The 17,893-nt window shown below is 71.4% G+C and carries 18 protein-coding genes and 2 tRNA genes; 3 read left to right on the forward strand and 17 right to left on the reverse strand.

What is annotated here, in order from left to right:
• Positions 1-143: 143 nt before the first annotated feature.
• From D7X30_RS25510 to D7X30_RS25550, 9 genes are all read right to left on the reverse strand, one after another.
• Complete coding sequence (locus D7X30_RS25510; RefSeq protein WP_120565572.1) at positions 144-1,565, reverse strand: hypothetical protein; 1,422 nt, start codon at positions 1,563-1,565, stop codon at positions 144-146.
• Positions 1,562-2,413, reverse strand: a complete 852-nt coding sequence (locus tag D7X30_RS25515; RefSeq protein WP_120565573.1) for a glycosyltransferase family 2 protein — start codon at positions 2,411-2,413, stop codon at positions 1,562-1,564. Before D7X30_RS25515 ends, D7X30_RS25510 begins: the two co-directional genes overlap by 4 nt.
• Positions 2,410-3,720, reverse strand: coding sequence for an ABC transporter ATP-binding protein (locus D7X30_RS25520; RefSeq protein WP_120565574.1), 1,311 nt, complete (start codon positions 3,718-3,720; stop codon positions 2,410-2,412). The genes D7X30_RS25515 and D7X30_RS25520 overlap by 4 nt, the downstream gene beginning before the upstream one ends.
• Positions 3,717-4,496, reverse strand: coding sequence for an ABC transporter permease (locus D7X30_RS25525; RefSeq protein WP_158619371.1), 780 nt, complete (start codon positions 4,494-4,496; stop codon positions 3,717-3,719). Before D7X30_RS25525 ends, D7X30_RS25520 begins: the two co-directional genes overlap by 4 nt.
• 154 nt (positions 4,497-4,650) lie before the next feature.
• A tRNA-Gly gene (locus D7X30_RS25530) sits at positions 4,651-4,725 on the reverse strand.
• A 30-nt stretch (positions 4,726-4,755) separates the two neighbouring features.
• Positions 4,756-4,830: transfer RNA gene (locus tag D7X30_RS25535), tRNA-Gly, on the reverse strand.
• A gap of 82 nt (positions 4,831-4,912) precedes the next feature.
• Complete coding sequence (pgsA, locus tag D7X30_RS25540; protein ID WP_120565576.1) at positions 4,913-5,602, reverse strand: CDP-diacylglycerol--glycerol-3-phosphate 3-phosphatidyltransferase; 690 nt, start codon at positions 5,600-5,602, stop codon at positions 4,913-4,915.
• 11 nt (positions 5,603-5,613) lie between these two features.
• Positions 5,614-7,356: a tetratricopeptide repeat protein gene (locus D7X30_RS25545; RefSeq protein WP_120565577.1), complete on the reverse strand. Its 1,743-nt coding sequence runs from the start codon at positions 7,354-7,356 to the stop codon at positions 5,614-5,616.
• On the reverse strand, positions 7,313-8,002 hold the full coding sequence (locus D7X30_RS25550) for a transglycosylase SLT domain-containing protein (protein WP_120565578.1): 690 nt from the start codon (positions 8,000-8,002) through the stop codon (positions 7,313-7,315). The genes D7X30_RS25545 and D7X30_RS25550 overlap by 44 nt, the downstream gene beginning before the upstream one ends.
• 89 nt (positions 8,003-8,091) lie before the next feature.
• On the opposite strand from D7X30_RS25550, the gene nadB reads away from it, so the two are divergent.
• Genes nadB through D7X30_RS25565 form a run of 3 tightly spaced genes read left to right on the forward strand, consistent with a single transcriptional unit; the run spans position 8,092 to position 11,054 of the window.
• Positions 8,092-9,678: an L-aspartate oxidase gene (gene nadB, locus D7X30_RS25555; RefSeq protein ID WP_120565579.1), complete on the forward strand. Its 1,587-nt coding sequence runs from the start codon at positions 8,092-8,094 to the stop codon at positions 9,676-9,678.
• A 6-nt stretch (positions 9,679-9,684) separates the two neighbouring features.
• Positions 9,685-10,449 (forward strand): rhomboid family intramembrane serine protease, encoded by a 765-nt coding sequence (locus D7X30_RS25560; RefSeq protein WP_120565580.1) that lies wholly within the window; start codon positions 9,685-9,687, stop codon positions 10,447-10,449.
• Positions 10,450-10,451: 2 nt separating this feature from the next.
• On the forward strand, positions 10,452-11,054 hold the full coding sequence (locus D7X30_RS25565) for a TIGR00730 family Rossman fold protein (protein WP_120565581.1): 603 nt from the start codon (positions 10,452-10,454) through the stop codon (positions 11,052-11,054).
• An 18-nt stretch (positions 11,055-11,072) separates the two neighbouring features.
• On the opposite strand, the gene D7X30_RS25570 is transcribed toward D7X30_RS25565, so the two are convergent.
• From D7X30_RS25570 to D7X30_RS25605, 8 genes are all read right to left on the reverse strand, one after another.
• Positions 11,073-11,702: a hypothetical protein gene (locus tag D7X30_RS25570; protein ID WP_120565582.1), complete on the reverse strand. Its 630-nt coding sequence runs from the start codon at positions 11,700-11,702 to the stop codon at positions 11,073-11,075.
• Positions 11,699-12,274 (reverse strand): orotate phosphoribosyltransferase, encoded by a 576-nt coding sequence (gene pyrE / locus D7X30_RS25575; protein ID WP_120565583.1) that lies wholly within the window; start codon positions 12,272-12,274, stop codon positions 11,699-11,701. The genes D7X30_RS25570 and pyrE overlap by 4 nt, the downstream gene beginning before the upstream one ends.
• Before the next feature lie 3 nt (positions 12,275-12,277).
• On the reverse strand, positions 12,278-13,531 hold the full coding sequence (locus tag D7X30_RS25580; protein ID WP_120565584.1) for a ParB/RepB/Spo0J family partition protein: 1,254 nt from the start codon (positions 13,529-13,531) through the stop codon (positions 12,278-12,280).
• Between the two features lie 124 nt (positions 13,532-13,655).
• Positions 13,656-14,369 (reverse strand): polymer-forming cytoskeletal protein, encoded by a 714-nt coding sequence (locus D7X30_RS25585; RefSeq protein ID WP_120565585.1) that lies wholly within the window; start codon positions 14,367-14,369, stop codon positions 13,656-13,658.
• A 3-nt stretch (positions 14,370-14,372) separates the two neighbouring features.
• Positions 14,373-14,696, reverse strand: a complete 324-nt coding sequence (locus D7X30_RS25590; protein ID WP_120565586.1) for a polymer-forming cytoskeletal protein — start codon at positions 14,694-14,696, stop codon at positions 14,373-14,375.
• 62 nt (positions 14,697-14,758) lie between these two features.
• On the reverse strand, positions 14,759-15,100 hold the full coding sequence (gene bacN / locus D7X30_RS25595) for a bactofilin BacN (protein ID WP_120537550.1): 342 nt from the start codon (positions 15,098-15,100) through the stop codon (positions 14,759-14,761).
• Positions 15,101-15,153: 53 nt separating this feature from the next.
• The gene (locus D7X30_RS25600; RefSeq protein ID WP_120565587.1) at positions 15,154-15,990 is read right to left on the reverse strand and encodes an alpha/beta hydrolase; all 837 of its coding nucleotides are present in this window, start codon (positions 15,988-15,990) and stop codon (positions 15,154-15,156) included.
• A 12-nt stretch (positions 15,991-16,002) separates the two neighbouring features.
• Entirely contained in the window at positions 16,003-17,889 is a 1,887-nt protein-coding gene (locus D7X30_RS25605; RefSeq protein WP_370051634.1) for a tetratricopeptide repeat protein, read from the reverse strand.
• Positions 17,890-17,893: the final 4 nt, after the last annotated feature.

A 17,893-nucleotide genomic window follows, 5' to 3' on the forward strand; every position in this document is an offset into this window, starting at 1 on the left:
ATGGTTTCCGGTCGGCTGGGGTCAACGTCGCGACCTCCGCAGCAGAGGAGGGCTTCCGGTCAGCAGGGCCCGACGTCACACCCTCGACGCGTGGTGTCTCTCGCGGGCCACGAGGGCCGTCACTGCCGGCGGCGCCCATCGTCTCAGCGTCCGTTGCCGGATTTGATCCGGTTCGCCAGGGCCTTGAGCGTGCCGTGGACCCAGGGGATGCCATGCACGCGGGCGTTCAGTGCATCCACCACCCGGTGGCGGAACTCCCGGGCCTGGAGCGTCTCGTCGCGGATCCGCGCCACTGCGTCCACCCAGGCCTCCAGGGGGCGCACCAGCCAGGTCCCCGGAGCCACGGCGACGGCCGGCGGCTCGCGCGGCCCCCGCACCTCGCACGAGGCAATGCCACCCACGAACACCGGAGGAAACAGCGCCCCCATCCGCGCGGGCAGGTCCTCGAGTCCCGACTCCATCGCCACCGGGAAGGGCCCGATGCGACTACGGTCGATGACCATCGCGTGGACGAGCTCCGGGTGGAGCACCAACTGCTCCACCTCCAGCCGCTCGCCCAGAGGGAACGGCACCTTCGCGCGCACATAGGGCGGGGTCCCCTCCCCGGACGCCCACTCGGTGCGGAACGCCCGCGCCAAAGCCCAGGCCTCACGGCCCGTCTGGAGCGCGCGCACCAACTCCACGAAGTGACGCGGGTACACCACGCACCGAGCATCCACGAACGCCAGGTACTGTCCCCGGACCTCGCGCATGGCCTCCGCGTACAGGGCCCCCGAGGGCGCGCGTACGGTGCGCGCCTGGAACGACCCCAGCCTGCCGTAGCGCTCCAGCGCCGCCTCCGCGGCGGACAGGTCCACACCTTCGGGCGCCGCGAGCAACAGCTCCAGCGGCTGCTGCTCCTGACAAGCCAGCGCGAAGAGGGTCTCGTCGAGCGCCGCGTCCCGCGTCCCCGGCTCCACCGTGACGACGACGCTCAGCAGCCCCGCCACCGGTGCGCGCACGGGCCCGTCCGGCACCGCGACGTAGAGCCCCTCTTCCACCTGCGTGGACGGCGACAGTTGGGCCAGCAGCGCCCGCAGCGCCTGCGCGGTGTCCTCCGCCAGCGCCGTGCCCCCGGGCGCGCACGGCACCACCTCGCGGTGCGCCACGCGGTAGCCCGCCTCGGCCAGCCGCCGCAGCATCCGCTGTTCGGAGAGCCCCGCGCGCACCGGCGCTTCCCCCGTCAGCGCGCCCATCAGCGCCCGCGCCGAGCCTGCGTTGCGCAGGCTGAACACCAGCTCCGCCCCCGGCGCCTCGCGCCGCAGCGCCTCCAGCCCCGCCTCCAGCACCCGCTCGACCGCGTCGCCCTCCAGCACCACCAGCGCCGGCGCGGGGCCCTTGCCCCGCTTCCACTCCGGCCCCGGCAGCTCCCGCACGGAGCCGCCCCGCGCCCGCAGGGCCTCCGCCAGCGCTGGCGACGCGCCCACCAGGCACACCGCCGCGCCCGCGCGCGCACGCGACAGCACCAGCGCCACCCACCGCTCGGACGCGGCGGACGGGGGCACCTCTTCGGACAGAGCGTTCACCAGCGCCTCCGAGCGAACTCCAGGTGGTGCCGGAAGTCCGCGATGCCCGAGAACCGCCGCCCGGGCTTGAGGATGTCGGGCGTCTGGAACGGCTCGCCGCCCAGCAGCGCGTACTCCCGCAGGCGGGCGTTCATGAAGGCCGCGTCCCCGTACTTCGCCCCGAGCAGGGCCGCGCTGCGGCGGACCATCCGCTCGCGCACGGGGCTCTCCTCCCGGGTGACGGTGTAGTGGTGCACCAGCGCGGCGGGCGCCACCCGGATGGACAGCCCGGACGCCCTCGCTCGCCACGACAGGTCCACGTCCTCGCAGTACATGAAGAAGCGCTCGTCGAAGCCACCCACCCGCGCGTGCAGCTTCTTCGTCATCAGCAGCACGCAGCCGCTGCACCAGGGCGTCTCACCCGTCGACGGATGGTACGGCTTGGGGTGCTCGTCCGGGAACAGCCGGGCCTCCACCAGCCCCGTGTCCGCCCGCTGATCCGCCTCCCGCGCCAGCTCCCGCACGCAGTCCGGATGCAGCAGCCCGTCCGGGTTCACGCAGACGTAGTACCGCGCCCCGCCCGAGCCGAAGGCCTCCGCCATCATCCGGTTGTGCGCGGCCCCGAAGCCCAGGTTCCTCCCGGCGTGCCGGTAGTCCGCGTCCGCGTCCAGCCGCGCCACCCGCGCGCGCAGCGTGTCGTCCGGCGAGTTGTCCAGCCAGACGACCCGGAACGCGGGCGCACCCGGGGCCTCGCGGTTCCACCGGAGCGACTCCCACAGCCGCTCCAGCTCCCGCTCCGGGTTCCGGTAAAGCACGATGCCCAGCCAGATGCCCGGCCCCCCCCCGTTCGCCGAAGCAGGGCCGCTCACGATCCGACGTCTCGCACTGGCGCCACGCGAGCCGCGGCGCCCTCCACGATCCACCGGTGAGGAGGCCGCGTCACGCCTCCGTCCTGCACGCTGGAGCGCACCTCGAAGGTGCACGCCTCCTCACGCTTCTCCCGCACCTGCCCCGCCCGGTCGCGCACCACCACCGTGAACGCGTAGCGCCCCGCGGTGAGGCCCAGCCGGTCCACCACGAAGCGCACCGTCCCGCTGCCGGCCGCCGCCGCGCAGAAGGGCACGTCCTCCGCGAACGTGTCCGTGGCGTGAACCAGCACCCCGTCCGCCCGGGTGAGCTCCAGCCCCAGGCCCAGCTCCGGCGCGGGCGTGCGCGCGGTGTACGCCACGCTCAGCTCCAGGCCGTCCTCCGTGTCCACGCACTCCACCGCCCCGCCGTCCCGGCCCCGCAGCCGCACCGCGTCCACGGTGAGCGGGGACGGTTCGCCCTGGGACGCCGCCAGCGACGGCAGCGCACCGCCGTCCGACGCCAGCGCGGGCGACTCCATGGACATGCCGCGCTCCTCCGCCAGCGCCACCGCGCGGCGGTAGCTGCGGATGACGTCCGCGGGCGGGCCGAACTCGCGGATGCGCCCGGCGTCGATCCACGCGCCCAGGTCGCACCAGCGCTCCAGCGTCCCCAGGTCGTGGGTGACGATGACGATGGTCTTCCCGGCCCGCTTGAACTCCGTCATCTTCGCCAGGCTCTTCTTGCCGAAGTGCTCGTCACCGACGGCGAGGATCTCGTCGATGATGAGGATGTCCGGGTCCACGTGCGTGGCCACGGAGAACGCCAGGCGCATGTACATGCCGCTGGAGTAGGTGCGCACCGGCTCGTCGATGAAGTCGCCCAGCTCGCTGAAGGCGATGATCTCATCCATGCGCGCCTTCACCTCCGCGCGCGACATCCCCAGGATGATGCCGTTGATGAGGATGTTCTCCCGGCCGGAGAAGTCCGGGTGGAAGCCCGCGCCCAGGTCCAACAGCGCGCTGATGCGCCCGTTGATGTCGATGGTGCCCGTGGTGGGCGTGTAGATGCCGGTGATGAGCTTGAGCAGCGTGCTCTTGCCGGAGCCGTTGCGCCCGATGATGCCCACCGTCTTGCCGCGGGGCACCACCAGGTCAATGCCCCGGAGCGCTTCGATCATGGACCTGCCGTCCGTGTCGCGCTGGCCGCGAAGGAGGCGGATGAGCTCCGACTTGATGGTGGTGTACTCGCGCCGGATGGTGCTCTTCCGGAAGCGCTTCACCACGTTGCGGAGCACGATGGCGTCCGGAGACGCGATGGCACTGGTCATATGAACTCCGCGAAGTCCTCGCGGCGGCGCTCGAAGATGCCCGCCGCGATCCACAGCAGCGCCAGGGAAATGCCCAACCACATCAGGAGCGGGCCGGGCTGCGGCAGCTGGTGTTCGTAGAAGATGGCCTGGTAGGACGTCACCATCACCCCCATGGGGTTGAGCAGCACGACCGGCGCCCGGACCGCCTCTGGCAGCGAGTCCACCCGGTAGAACACCGGCGTGACGAAGAACCACATCGTCAGCAGGTTGGCGATGATCTGCTGCAGGTCCCGGAACGTCACGTTGAGCGCGGACACGATGTAGACGAGCGCCACCGTCATGCACAGCTGGGTGAGCATCACCACCGGGAAGGCCACCACGTGCCAGGTGGGCACGTAGCCCAGGAGCAGCCCCAGCGCCACCATCAGCGGCAGGGACAGCACGTAGTTGCACAGGTTGGTCACCACCACCGTGGCCGGCAGCACCTGCGCGGGGAAGCGCACCTTGGTGAGCAGGTCGCGCCGGTCACTGATGGCGCTGGCGCCGGTCCCCAGGGACGTGGCGAACCAGATCCATGGGAGCAACCCCACGAAGACGAAGAACGTGTACCCGGGGATGTTCTGCCGCATGTAGACGGTGAACAGCAGCGAGTAGACGCCCATCTGGAGCATCGGGTTGAGGAACGTCCAGAAGAAGCCGAGCACCGAGTTCCGGTACCGCGCCTTCAGCTCGCGCTGGGTCAGGCTGAGCAGGAGGCCCCGGTACAGGTAGAGCTCACGGAGGTTGCGAAGCATGCGGCGCCATCCATACCTCAAGCCCCCGGAAGGTGTCAGGCACGGGACTCCAGCCATCCACGCGAAAGCCCGTCTGGCTGGCAGCCCTCGCGACCCTCCGTGAGGACGTCTGGGAAAAGAAAAAGGCCCCCTGGTTTCCCAGAGGGCCTTTGATTGGAGCGGGAAAAGGGATTTGAACCCTCGACCCTCGCCTTGGCAAGGCGATGCTCTACCGCTGAGCTATTCCCGCATCAGGTACTGCGGTGCTGCGTGCTTCGTTTGGAGCGGGAAAAGGGATTTGAACCCTCGACCCTCGCCTTGGCAAGGCGATGCTCTACCGCTGAGCTATTCCCGCATCAGGTACCGCTGTGTTGCTTGCCACCCGGTTGGTGCCGCGCCGGAGGTGGGGTGCGATATACAGAGGCCCTTCGGACACGTCAAACACTTTTCGCATCCGGATCCGTGCTGCCCCGGCGGGCAAGCATGTTGAGGAACGCGCGAAAGTAGACGACGGCGCTCCACACGGAGAACGCACCCGACAGGTACACCAGCACCTTGCCCACCTGGTTGTAGTCCACGGTGACGACGCGGAAGCCCACGTCCAGCGGGTGCACGTAGTGGACGCACAGGGAGATGATCCCCACCAGCTGGAGGGACGTCTTCCACTTCCCCTCCTGCCCCGCGGCGATGACCATGCCTTCACTGGCGGCGATGGTGCGCAGGCCGGTGACGATGAACTCGCGGGCCAGGAGCACGATGACGACCCAGGCGGCGATGCGGCCCAGGCGCACCATCATCACCAGGGCGGCCATGGCGATGAGCTTGTCCGCCAGCGGATCCATGAACTTGCCCACCACGGTGATGAGGTTCCAGCGGCGGGCCAGGTAGCCGTCAATCACGTCGGTGATGGCGGCCAGCGCGAACACCAGGGCGGCCACCAGCGAGTGCAGGGGATCCGCGTCGTAGGTGAGCCAGACGAACACGGGGATGAGGAGGATGCGCCCCAGCGTCAGCATGTTGGGCAGGTTCCAGAACTCCTGCACCAGGATGCTGGGACGGCGGGACGCGCGGCGGCGGGCCCGCTCCTCGCGCTTGCGCTGCTTCCTGAGGGCTCGCTCGGTGGCCATGGGCGCGCGTTCTACCGGACCCCGAGTGCGATGAGGGCAAATCCTTCACCGCCCAGCTCCACCGCCGCCTTCAGTGTCTCCCCGCCAGCGGAGGTCACGAGCGGCACCACGCGGGGCGTGAGGTTGCCCACCCAGCCCACCAGGTGCGTGAGGGGCACCATCACCGGCTGGTCCATGGCCACCGGCACCGAGCGCAGCGGACCCGTCAGGCTGAGCAGCACCCGCCCCTGCCCGCGCAGGTGCACCAGGTCCAGGTCCTGGGCCAGGTCCGACGGCACGCGGCCGTTCTCGAAGACGACGGGCTCCTCGAAGGCGAAGACGCACGCGTCGCGCAGGTAGACGGACTCGTCGTCCAGGGAGACAGCGACCCACTGCCGCCCGGACACGGGCTCCAGGTGCAGCGTCCCCTGCCCCCGGGCGCGCACCATGGACTGGTCGCCCTCGCCAAAGGGCTTGTCCGTGGCCCGGCCCCGGAAGCGCTTCATCTCCGGCTGGAAGGTGACCTGGCCGCGCACGGCGATCAGCCCCTCCAGGCGCGTGAGCAGCTCGCCCTCCACCGCGAGCGCCATGGCGGACGCGCCCTGGGTGAAGGGCTGGCCCGGCGCCGCGCCCGGCAGCGCCACCGAGGGCACCCACGCGGTGAGCACGGGCGGATTCGCGCCCGCTCCGGCGTCAGTCGAGGAAGGCGGCTCGGCGGAGCGGGTCAGCTGAACCGGCGCGGCGGGCCGGGTCGCTTCCGGCGGCTCGCTCGTGGCCAGCGCGGCGAAGGTCTCCGCGAAGGCGTCGCCGGGCTCCGACTCCAGGTCGGACGCGAGGACGGGCGGCTCCTCGGAGACCTCGATCTCCTCCGACACCGGCGTGGGGGGCAGCTCGTCGGCGACCTCGACGTCGGCCCCGGAGGTGTCCGCGTCCGTGGTGGCGGCGAGCTCCGCGTCTTCCTCGAAGGTGCTCGCGCCAGCGGCGAGGCTGGGGTCCTCATCCTCCTGGACCTGGGTCGCGGCGCGCGAGGTGAAGGCGTGGTCGTCCGTGGGAGCGGGCGGGCCCTCTTCCTCCGCGAAGAGCAGGTCATCGTCCGGTGCCTTCGCGGCGGCCTGGGGCGGCGGCGCGGCGGGGGTGCGAGGAGCGCGGGGCGCCTCATCCAGACCGAACTGGGCTCCCCAGTCGCTCTCGCCAGAAGCAGACGTGGTCGCGGGCGGCGCGGCGGTGGCGGGCTCCTCCTCCTCGCGCGGACGGGCCGGCGCGGGGGCCGCGGGCGGACGGCTGTAGACCTCGCCAGCGATGGCGCGCGACATCTTCTCCGCCATGGCGTCGCTGCCGGACAGCAGGAAGTGCTCGCGCGCGCGGCCGTACTCGCCCATCTGGGCGAAGGTCAGGCCCAGGTAGTTGTGGGCCTTCTTGTGGTCCGGGGCCAGGTCGGTGGCGGTCTCGAACTCGCGCGCCGCGCGCTGGAGCGCGTTCGTCTTCAGGTAGACGAGCCCCAGGTTCACCCGCAGCGTGGGGTCCACCGGGTTGTCCCGCACGAGCATCTCGTACAGGTCGGCGGCGCGGTCGAAGAGGCCCAGCTTGAAATACGTCAGGCCCAGGAGGTTCTGGGCCTTCTCGTGGCGCGGCTGGAGCTGGTGCGCACGCTCCAGGAAGTCCTTCGCTTCGGTGACCTTGCCGGCGCCCAGCAGCTCGCTCCCGCGATGGAGCTGCTGCAGGAACTCCTCGTCAGCGGGGCCCGGTGGCTTCGTCCCCTTCGTGCGCGTCGTCATTCTCGGGTGTGGGCTCACGGCTGCTGGCCTCGGCCTGGGCGAGCCGCTCGCGCTCCTTGTAGTGTTGGTAGAGCTGGAGGACCTTGCGCACGTATTCCTGCGTCTCGGCGTACGGCGGCACCTGGCCTCCGTACTTCTTCACCGCGTCAGGCCCGGCGTTGTACGCGGCGACCATCTTCACCATGTCGCCGTCGAACATGTTGGCCAGCACGCGCAGGTACCGCACGCCGCCCTCGATGTTTTCCTTCGAGTCGAAGATGTCCTTCACGTACATGTCCGACGCGGTGCCCGGCATGAGCTGCATCAACCCGCTGGCGCCCTTGTGGCTGAGCGCGTTCGGGTTGAAGTTGCTCTCCGTGTGCATGATGGCGCGCACCAGCGCCGGCGGGATGCGATAGCGCAGCGCCGCGGTGGTGATGTGCGGATCCAGCTCCGCGGGCGTCCGCGAGCGGCCCCGCACGGGCGCGGACTTGGCCGGCGCGGGCGTGAAGGTCCCGGACAGCTTGCGGGCCTTGCGCGCGCCTCCGGGCGGCACGTTCGTGTAGACGATGGTGCCGTCCTTCTCCACGTAGCTGTAGATACCGTCCGAGGCGGCGGCCGGGAGGGCGGCGGTCAGCAGGACGACGAGGGCGGTCAGGACACGCATGGCGGCGGTGCGAAACCTTAGACAACGCCCGGAAAGTCCTCAAGAAAACGCCTTGTTTCCAGCACTTACCGCCATTAAGGCTGTTGGCCATGCCCCATCGGTTCGATTTCCTGGTCATGGGCGGCGGCGTGGCCGGACTGTCGTTCGCCCTGCAGGCGGCCCGGCACGGCACGGTCGCCGTGCTCACCAAGCGTGAGCGCGGCGAAGGCAACACCGCCTACGCCCAGGGGGGCATCGCCGGAGTGTTGTCCCCCACGGACACCTTCGACTCGCACATCGATGACACGCTCGTCGCGGGTGCGGGCCTGTGCCACCGCGACGCGGTGGAGGTGACGGTGCGGGAGGGCCCCGCGCGCCTCAAGGAGCTGGTGGCGCTGGGCGCGGCGTTCGACCAGCGGAGCGGCGAGTTCGACCTCACGCGCGAGGGTGGCCATTCCGCCCGCCGGATCATCCACGCGGGCGACATCACCGGCCGCGAGGTGCAGCGGGCGCTGCTGGCCGCGTGCGACGAGCAGCCCAACATCACCTTCTTCCAGAACACGGCCGCCATCGACCTCATCCTGGACCGGCGTCCGCATACCCCGGCCGGCAGCCGGTGCCTGGGCACGTACGCGCTGATGGAGGACGGCTCCATCGAGCGTTTCCTCTCCAAGGTGACGGTGCTGGCCACCGGCGGCGCGGGCAAGGTGTACCTCTACACGTCCAACCCGGACGTCGCGACGGGTGACGGCGTGGCCATGGCGTACCGCGCGGGCGCGCGCGTGGCGAACATGGAGTTCTACCAGTTCCACCCCACGTGCCTCTTCCACCCGGAGGCCAAGAGCTTCCTGATCAGCGAAGCGCTGCGCGGCGAGGGCGGCAAGCTGCGGCTCAAGGGCGGCCAGACGTTCATGGACCGCTACCACCCCATGAGGGATCTGGCCCCGCGCGACGTGGTGGCGCGCGCCATCGACGCGGAGCTCAAGCGCACGGGCAACGACTGCGTCTACCTGGACATGACGCACCTGGGCCGCGCGTTCCTCACCGAGCGCTTCCCCAACATCTACGCCACCTGCAAGGCCTTCAACATCGACATGGCGGTGCAGCCCATCCCAGTGGTGCCCGCGGCCCACTACCAGTGCGGCGGCGTGGTGACGGACCTGCACGGGCGCACCAACATCCCGGGCCTCTACGCCATCGGCGAGGTGTCCTGCACGGGCCTGCATGGCGCGAACCGGCTCGCGTCCAACTCGCTGCTGGAGGGCCTGGTGTTCGGCCACCGCGCGGTGCAGGTGGCGTCGGAGGAGCTGGCGTCGCTGACGCTGCCGAAGGAGGACCCGCCAGCCTGGGACTCCGGCAGCGCGGTGGACTCCGACGAGAGCGTGGTCGTCACCCACAACTGGGATGAGATCCGCCGGCTGATGTGGAACTACGTGGGCATCGTCCGCACGGACAAGCGGCTGATGCGCGCGCGGCGGCGGCTGGAGCTGCTGCGCGAGGAGATCCGCGACTACTACTGGCGCTTCAAGGTCACCCGCGACGTCATCGAGCTGCGCAACATCGCGGAGGTGGCGCACCTCATCGTGGACTGCGCGAGCCGCCGCAAGGAGAGCCGGGGCCTGCACTACACCCTGGACTATCCCCACACGGACGAGCACCAGGGCACGCGCGACACCGTCCTCTCCCGGGAGCTGTGAGCACCCATGTCCCGTCCGCGCCGCATGCTGGATGACCTCCCCGGCCCCTCCGGGCTGGGAGACACGCAGGACAACGCGCCACGTGGACAGGGCGGGGACGGACCGCCCCCTGGCCCGCAGCAGCCCCGGCCCGCGCTGCCCACGCCCTACGTCAGCTTCGCCATCATCGCGGGCGCGGTGGTGATGTTCTTCCTCAGCCAGTCACTGGGCCGGCCGCTCATCGTCGACAGGACGAACTACGGCATCGTGGGGCCGCTGGCGCTCTACGGGCCGTGGGTTCGCGACGGCGAGTACTGGCGCCTGCTGGGCATGGTGTTCGAGCACGGCGGCGCGATGCACCTGTTCTTCAACATGGCCGCCGTCTATTCGCTGGGCGCGTCGCTGGAGCGCGGCATTGGAAGCCTGAGGTTCCTGGGGCTGTCGCTCGTCACCGCGCTGGGCGGCTCCGCGTTCGCGCTCTTCTTCAACTTCGACATCGTGACGGTGGGCGCGTCCGGAATGATTCTCGGCTGGGGCGGCGCGATGCTGCCCATCCTCAACCAGCAGGGCCGCCGGGAGCATCTCTTCTGGCTCCTGCAGGTGGCGGTCATCAGCGTGCTGCCCGGGGTGAGCTGGGCGGGGCACCTGGGCGGCTTCGTCTTCGGCCTGCCCTGCGGCATGGCGCTGCGCATGGGCCCGAAGTTCTACTCGCGCGCCATCCCCGTCCTGCTGTTCATCGCCGCGGCGCTGGCCGTGGTCGCCGCCCATCCCGGGCGCCTTGGAGGCCTTTGACGATGGCTGAAACCCCCGTGCGCAGCGTCTGCGTCTTCTGTGGCTCGCGCTCCGGCGTGCGCGCCGAGTACCGCGAGGCCGCGTCCAGGATGGGGGCCGCGCTGGCGAAGCGGGGCCTGACGCTCGTCTACGGCGGCGCCAGCGTGGGGTTGATGGGCGCGGTGGCGGACGCGGTCATCGCCAACGGCGGCAAGACCGTGGGCGTGCTGCCCCACTTCATGGACGCGAAGGAGCTGGCCCACCCGCGGCTGACGGAGCTGCACCGGGTGGACTCCATGCACTCGCGCAAGGCGATGATGGCCGAGCGCGCGGACGCCTTCGTCGCCCTGCCCGGCGGCTTCGGCACGCTGGACGAGCTCTTCGAAATCGTCACCTGGGCGCAGCTGGGCCTGCACCGCAAGCCCATGGGCCTGTTGGACGTGGACGGCTTCTTCCAGCCGCTGCTCGCGATGGCGAAACAGATGGTGGAGGCGGGCTTCGTCCCGGAGACGCAGGGCGTGCCCTTCGCGGTGAATGCCTCGCCGGACGCGCTCCTGGACCGCCTGCTCGCGGGACCCACGATGCCGCTCACGTCGAAGTGGCTGAAGGACGGCCAGCAGACCTGAGGGCCGTCCCCGCCGCGTTCAGCGCGCGTGGACCTTCAGCTCCGCGTTCCCCAGCGACGAGGCGACGCGGAGCATCACCTTCTCGGTGCCATCCGGGATGACGGGCTGGCCGTCCGCGAACGTCTTGGGGAAGCGCACGCGGTAGCCCACCCAGAAGAGGCTGGCGTACGGGTAGTAGGCGCGCACGTTGAGGTCCGCCCGGCCCAGGCGGCGGATCTCCATGGGCGTGATTTCGCCCGCGGGCGTCACCAGCGCGATCCGCCAGATGCTGTTGCGGTGGGCGAAGTCGTCGTAGCGGTAGTCGTTGACGTGCACCGCCAGGTAGAACTCGTGGAACTTCGCCGCGTCCGCCTGTTCCTCCGACAGGAGCTGCTCCACCTTCGCGGCGGGCAGCGTCTGGAAGATGGCGCGGCGGTGGACACGGGCCTCGCGGAAGGCGGGCGTCTGGAACGTGGCCCCCGCGAAGACGCGCGTGTCGAAGCCGTCGTAGATCTCCTTGCGGTCCGAGTACCGGTCCAACACCGCGAGGTAGGCGGCCTCCTGCTTGGGGTCATCCAGCGTGGGCGCGGGCTCACCGACGACGGGGGGCGCGGTGGAGCAGCCGCCCAGCGCGCCCAGCAGCACCGCGGCCACCAGCAGCCTTCTCACGGGATGAAGTCCTTGCGCGTGAACAGCGTGGTGAGGCGGTGGCCGGTGGCTTCCACGGCCTCGCGTCCGCCCTCCAGCCGGTCCACCAGCGCGAAGGCGCCCAGCACCGTCAGGCCCTCCAGCTTCGCGCGCTCAATCGCCTTGAGCGTGGACGCACCGGTGGTCACCACGTCCTCCACGATGGCCACCGGGGCGCCGGGGCCCAGCGCGGACAGGCCTTCAATCCACTGGCCGGTGCCGTGGCCCTTGGGCTCCTTGCGCACGATGAACGCGTGCAGGGACTTCTGGCCGCCGCCCTCCAGGAAGCTGGTGAGGCTCACCGCCGACGCGAGCGGATCCGCGCCCAGCGTCAGCCCGCCCGCGGCCACCGCGGACGGAGCGTCGCGCCGGATGGCCTCCAGCAGCAGCCGGCCGATGAGGTAGTGGCCCTCGGCGAGCAGCGCCGTGCGCTTGCAGTCGATGTAGAAATCCGACTCCTTGCCGGAGGAGAGCACCACGCGCCTGCGCTCGAAGGAGCGCTGCGTGAGCACCTCCAGGAGCCGGGCGCGGTCGCGTTCGAGCGTTTCCGCCATGGCCTACAGACCCTCCAGGTACGCCACCAGCTGCGCCGAGTAGCGCAGCTGCATCAGCAGCTCCGCCTTGCGCGATTCGTCCAGCGCGGCGAACACGTCCGCGAGCAGCGAGAGGTCCTGGTTGAGGGCGCCCATGCGCTGCGCGACGTCCACCGCCAGCTCGTCCGCGTCGATCTCCTCCTCGACGCCCTCCGGAGCCAGCGTCTCCTCGGTGGCGAGCGCCTTCTCCAGCATGTCGCGCACCGGCGCCGTCAGCCGGCCTTCGGCCTCCAGCGACTCGCGCTTGGCCTCCAGCACGTCGTGCTCCACCGGCGAGGCGTGGATGGCCTCCGCCAGGGACAACAGGAGCGCGTCCTCGTCGGACAGCTCCTCGTGCACGCGCACCTGGACCTGGTCGCGCTTGAGGAAGCGCAGCGCCGCCACGCGCCGGAAGCCGCAGATGAGCTGATAGCGCTCCTCGCCGCGCGGGCGCACGTCCACCGGGAACAGCTGGCCCAGGCGCGCCAGGTCCGTCGCCAGCTCGGACACGTCGCCCTCGTCCCGCAGGCGGAAGGTGGTGTCCTCCTCCAATCGCTCCAGCGGCAACACCATCGACGTCACCTGTCCCATCACGCGCGGCTCGATGGCCTGCGCGTGGGGCTCCCCTTCCGAAGTCGCCGCGCCATCGTTGGCGCCCTGTTCCGAACTTTCGCCGGAGCCCGCGTCCTCCTGGCTCGCACGGCTCGCCACGTCCCAGATGCCGGCGCTCAGCAGCGCGTCGTCCGCGCCCGATACCGGACCGGAGGGCGGCTCCGCCACCACGTCCTTCGCCTCGCCGCCACCGTCGCTGCCCGTGCCAGAGGCGTCCTGGACGCTCTCACCCGAGGACAGCTCCACGTAGCGGCCGGGGCCGGCAGAGGCCTCCGCGTCCGCCGGGGGACTGGTGCCCTCGCCCTGCCCGGTCGCACCTGCTCCTTCCGGTTCGCCACCGTGAGCGGAAGCTCCGCCCGGCGTCGCGGCGTCCCCGGTGGGAGCCTCCTCTCCGGTGCGGCTCGGCGACTCGCCGCCCTCGGTACGTGCCTCCGGTTCACCGGACGCTCCGGCGGCCGTGCTGGCCTCGGTCGCGCTCGCGGTGGCCTGCCCACCCTCTCCGGGCAGGTCGGTCTGCGCCCCACCCGCTTCAGCCTGGGGGGCACCTTCCGGCGGCACGTCTCCACTCGCGCCCTCGCCGTGCTTCGGCGCGGACGCGTCAGCCGCTCCCTCCTGCTGGGACGGCATTGCGTTCTCCCCAGGCGTGCCCGGCATCCCTTCCTGTCCCTCGGCCCTGTGCTCGGCGTCCATGGTGGCACCCCCGGTTGTTCCACCCCCGCGCCGCCGGAAACGACGGCGCGGCGGGCGGGCTCTAACGGGACTTCTTCACCACGACCTTCTTCTTCGCGCCAGCACCCATCACGCGGGTAAGGGGCGCGCCGGCACTGCTCGCCTGCTCAGTGACTACCGGACGCGGAGGCTCCGGAGCCCGGGTCGTGGTCGCGGCGGGCGGCGGGGGCGGCGGCAGCGGCTTGGCCGACGGACGGGCCACGACGGTGGCCGGCGCCGACGCGGGCTGCGTGCGCGCGGGAGGCGGGGGCGGCGTCGGGGCGGCGCGCGGCGGGGCGGCCGGCGGCGTCGGAGGACGCGGCGGGGTGGCGCCCGGACGCACCGTGGGGCGCGTCACCGCCTGGGGGCGGGCCACGGCGGGGCGTTCGGACGGCAGCCGGCCCGGTTCCACGTCTCCCATGTCCACGCGGCCGCGGAAGCTGGCCCCGTCCACGATGATGACGCGGGGGGCGCGGATGTCGCCCACCATGCGGCCCTCGCGGGTGAGTTCCACGCTCTCCGTGGCGTTGATGTTGCCCACCACCACGCCGCTGACGATGGCGTTTCGCACCGCCACGTTGGCCTTCACCACGCCGGACGGCTCCACGATGAGGGTGCGGCTGAGGGTGAGCTCACCCTCGACGCGCCCGCGGACCGTGAGGTCCTCGTCACCCGTGAGCCGACCGCTGATGAGGATGGAAGGCCCCACCACGGTGTTGTCGACGGAGTTGCCTGCAAGATCCTTCGCGGTCGCCACGGATCAGCGCTCCTTCATGTCCATGTCGACGTTGCCCTTGAAGGAGGCACCGTCGGCGATGAGGATGCGCGGGGCCTTGATGTCGCCCACCACGCGGCAGTCCGTCTTCAGCTCGACCTTGTCGCTGGCGGCGATGTTGCCCGTCACGCGGCCGGCGATCTCCACGTTCTGCGTCTCGATGTCCGCCTCGACGACGCCCGAGCCCTCCACGTAGAGGCTCTCCTTGAGGGAGATCTTCCCCTTCACGGTGCCCTGGATGACCAGGTCCTCGTCCCCGGAGATCTCCCCGTCGATGACGATGCTCGAGCCAATGATCGTATTCGCCATGAGTGTGTCCGCCTTCTCGAAGCTGTGCGCATGGGGGGCCGTGGGTCGGTCCCCGGTGGATGCTAGATGTCGTCCGGCAACTTCACGTCCATCTCGATGGAGCCGTTGAACACGGCGCCATCCTCGATGACGACCCGCGGGGCCTTGATGTCGCCCGCGACCTTCGCCGAGGCGTTGATGGCCACGCGCGTGGAGGCGTCGATGTTGCCGCTCGCCTCGCCGTTGATGGTCAGTTCCTCGGCGCGGATGTCCGCCTGCACCTTGCCGGTGCCTTCGATGGTGAGGTGGTTCTTCAGGGCGATCTGCCCCTCCACGCGTCCTTCGATGACCAGGTCCCCTCCGCCCGTGAGGTTGCCCCTGATGACGATGCCCTTGCCAATGATGCCCGTTTCACCCTGTGCCATGAGGTGATCCTCGCCAGCGCCTGCTCCGTCGGGAGCGGGGCGACCTGATTATGTCAGAGATGCGCGGAGATCCAGCCGGAGATGTCCTGGAACACCGTCGCGCGGTCCCGCTCGTTGAGCGGCTCGTGCCGCATGCCGGGGTACTCCTTGAACTTCTTGTCCGCCGTCCCCGCCGCTTCGAAGAAGGCCCGCGCCGCCGCCGGCAGCGCCACCCCGTCCTCCTGGCCGCACAGCACGAACAGCGGCACTTGAATCTTCGGCGCCAGCCCGAGCGTCTGGGCCTGGGCGGCCGTGGACTCCACGAACCAGCGAGGCGTGGCGAAGGGCACGTAGAGCGGGTCCGCCCCGACCGCCTTCTGGATGTCCGGGTCGGTGCTGAGCATGTCCGGGGCCAGGCCCGAGGGGACCTTCATCCACGGCACCAGGGTGCCCACCATGCGCGCGGCGAGCACCTTCGCGGCCGGCGGGGTGATGGCCAGCTTGAGGTAGGGCGCGGAGAGGATGGCGCCGGAGAGGCCCTCCAGCCTCCCGGCCAGGGCGTGCGCCGCCATCAGGCCGCCGTGGCTGTGGGCGAGCAGGAAGATCTTCTCGTTGCCCGCGGCCTTGCGCACGCGCTGCCAGAAGCCGTCCAGGTCGTCGAGGAACTCGGTCCACTTCGCGGCGTAGGCGCGCCGGCCGTCCGCGCGGCCGTGGCCCCGGTAGTCGAAGCCGTGCACGGCGAAGCCGTCCTGCACCAGCGCGTCGATGACGGGCCGGTAGCGGCCGATGTGGTCGCCGTAGCCGTGGACGATGGCGACGTGCGCGCGGGGAGCCGTGTCCGGCAGGTCCAGCGTCCAGAACAGCCGGGTGTTGTCCTTCCCGGTGAAGAAGCCTTCGTCGTGGCGGGCCATGAGCCCGGGACCTTAGCGGCCCGGCGCGGTCGAGGGTAGCGCCTTCAACTTGCGCTCCAGGGTGGTGCGCTGGTCCGCGGGCTCGGCGGCCTCCGGCTCCAGCGTCAGCACCTCCAGCGCGCGCTGCCAGGTCCGGACGGCCTCCGGGGCGCGGCCCGCCTTGAGGTACGCGTCCCCCAGGTGCTCCAGGATGGCGGGGTCGTCCGGGGACAGCTCCACCGCGCGCTCCAGGACCTCCACGGCCTTCTTCGCGTCGCCGCGCTGGAAGAGCACCCACCCCAGCGAGTCCACGTAGGCCCCGTTGTCCGGCCGGAGCGCCAGCGCGCGGCGCACCAGCCGCTCCGCCTCGTCCAGGCCCCGGCCCCGCTGCGCCATCACGTAGCCCATGAAGTTCAGCGCGGCGGAATGGTCCGGCTTCAGCGCGAGCACCGCCCGCATGCGCGACAGCGCCCCCGGTACGTCGCCCTGGCGCTCCAGCAGGGTGCCCAGGGCGAACTGCAGGTCCTGGTTCCTCGGCGCCTTCGCGACGGCGTCCCTCAAGAGCGCGAGCGCGTCCGGAGCCCGGCCCTGGCGCTCCAGCAGGATGGCCAGCGCGTCGTACGCCAGCGCCCCGCCCTCCCCCGCCAGCACCTCGCGCAGCACGCCTTCCGCTCGCGCCGCGTCCCCGCCGCGCTCCAGCGCCCGGGCGTAGCCGACGCGCACCTCCACGTCGTCAGGCGCTTCCGACATGGCCGCGCGGTAGAGCGCCAGCGCGCGCGGATGGTCTCCCGCCAGCGACAAGCAGCGGGCCTGGCGCACTCGGGCGTCGGGGAACACCTCCGAGTCCGGGGGCACGCCCGCGAAGTCCGCGGCCGCGATGGAGAAGCGGCGCGTGCGCTCCGCGACGAGCCCCGCGTAGTACGCCAGCCGGGGCTCGTCCGGCGCGTCCTTGCGCGCGGCGTCCAGCACCTCCTTCGCGGCGGCGGACTCTCCGGAGGCCAGGTAGTTGAAGGCCACGCGCACGGCGAGCTCCGGCGACGCGGAGAGCGACAGCAGCCGGTCGAAGTACGCCCGCGCCCGGGTCACCGACCCGCCCTTCAGCGCGGCACGGCCCGCGGACAGCAGCACCTCACGGCTGTCCGGATCCGCCTCCAGCGCGCGGGCCAGCGCGTCCTCCGCATCCCTCGGCTTGCCGGAGTCCTCGTAGAGCCGGGCCAGCGTGGACCACACCTCCACGTCGCCCGGGTCGCGCTCGGAGGCCTTCGCGAGCAGGCGCTCCGCGCGGGCCGCGTCGCCGCGCTCGGCCAGGACGAGCCCCAGCCGCCGGTAGCCGGAGGCCTCTCCGGGCAGCGCGTGGGCCAGCGACTCCACGACCTTCACCGCCTCGTCGGGGTCCTTCGCGTCCAGGTACAGCTGCGACAGGACGAGGTACGCCTCCGGTTCGCGAGGGCGCAGGGCCACCGCGCGGCGCAGGTGCTGCTTCGCGCGCGCCGTGCGGCCGGACTCCAGCAACACCCGGCCCAGGAGCACGTGGGCGGCGTAGTGCGTGGGGGCCTTCTCCACGGCCCGGCGCAGCTCGCGCTCGGCGCGCTCCAGGTCGCCCAGGCGAGCGTACTCCTCGCCCAACTGGGTGAGGAGGGTCGGGTTGCCGTCGTCGGTGGCGAGCGCCAGCCGCAGCTCGTCCACCGAGGCCCGGTGGTTGCCCTCCAGGTGCATCAGCCGCGCCTGGAGGTAGTGCGCGTAGCTGGCGGACGACGCGGACGGCTCGTCGTCGCGGCTGCTCGCATCCATGGCCTCGCGCATCGCCTCGCGGTCGACGTGCGGGGCCGGAGCCTTCCTCGCGGGCGCGGCCCCCGAACCCCCGGCGGCCAGCGCGAGGCACATCACGGCGGCACGGCTGAGGAGCGGGAGCGGGCGCACGCGG

Origin of the sequence: Corallococcus sp. AB011P, assembly GCF_003611605.1 — a bacterium.
GTDB classification, from domain to species: domain Bacteria; phylum Myxococcota; class Myxococcia; order Myxococcales; family Myxococcaceae; genus Corallococcus; species Corallococcus coralloides.

What these genes read in the sequence shown, in the direction of transcription:
- D7X30_RS25525 (WP_158619371.1), bottom strand. Translation starts at nt 4,496, where the DNA reads ATGCTTCGCAACCTCCGTGAGCTCTACCTGTACCGGGGCCTCCTGCTC.
- bacN (WP_120537550.1), bottom strand. Translation starts at nt 15,100, where the DNA reads ATGGCACAGGGTGAAACGGGCATCATTGGCAAGGGCATCGTCATCAGG.
- nadB (WP_120565579.1), top strand. Translation starts at nt 8,092, where the DNA reads ATGCCCCATCGGTTCGATTTCCTGGTCATGGGCGGCGGCGTGGCCGGA.
- pgsA (WP_120565576.1), bottom strand. Translation starts at nt 5,602, where the DNA reads ATGGCCACCGAGCGAGCCCTCAGGAAGCAGCGCAAGCGCGAGGAGCGG.
- D7X30_RS25600 (WP_120565587.1), bottom strand. Translation starts at nt 15,990, where the DNA reads ATGGCCCGCCACGACGAAGGCTTCTTCACCGGGAAGGACAACACCCGG.
- D7X30_RS25590 (WP_120565586.1), bottom strand. Translation starts at nt 14,696, where the DNA reads ATGGCGAATACGATCATTGGCTCGAGCATCGTCATCGACGGGGAGATC.
- D7X30_RS25565 (WP_120565581.1), top strand. Translation starts at nt 10,452, where the DNA reads ATGGCTGAAACCCCCGTGCGCAGCGTCTGCGTCTTCTGTGGCTCGCGC.
- D7X30_RS25550 (WP_120565578.1), bottom strand. Translation starts at nt 8,002, where the DNA reads ATGCGTGTCCTGACCGCCCTCGTCGTCCTGCTGACCGCCGCCCTCCCG.
- D7X30_RS25560 (WP_120565580.1), top strand. Translation starts at nt 9,685, where the DNA reads ATGTCCCGTCCGCGCCGCATGCTGGATGACCTCCCCGGCCCCTCCGGG.
- D7X30_RS25580 (WP_120565584.1), bottom strand. Translation starts at nt 13,531, where the DNA reads ATGCCGTCCCAGCAGGAGGGAGCGGCTGACGCGTCCGCGCCGAAGCAC.
- D7X30_RS25545 (WP_120565577.1), bottom strand. Translation starts at nt 7,356, where the DNA reads ATGACGACGCGCACGAAGGGGACGAAGCCACCGGGCCCCGCTGACGAG.
- pyrE (WP_120565583.1), bottom strand. Translation starts at nt 12,274, where the DNA reads ATGGCGGAAACGCTCGAACGCGACCGCGCCCGGCTCCTGGAGGTGCTC.
- D7X30_RS25520 (WP_120565574.1), bottom strand. Translation starts at nt 3,720, where the DNA reads ATGACCAGTGCCATCGCGTCTCCGGACGCCATCGTGCTCCGCAACGTG.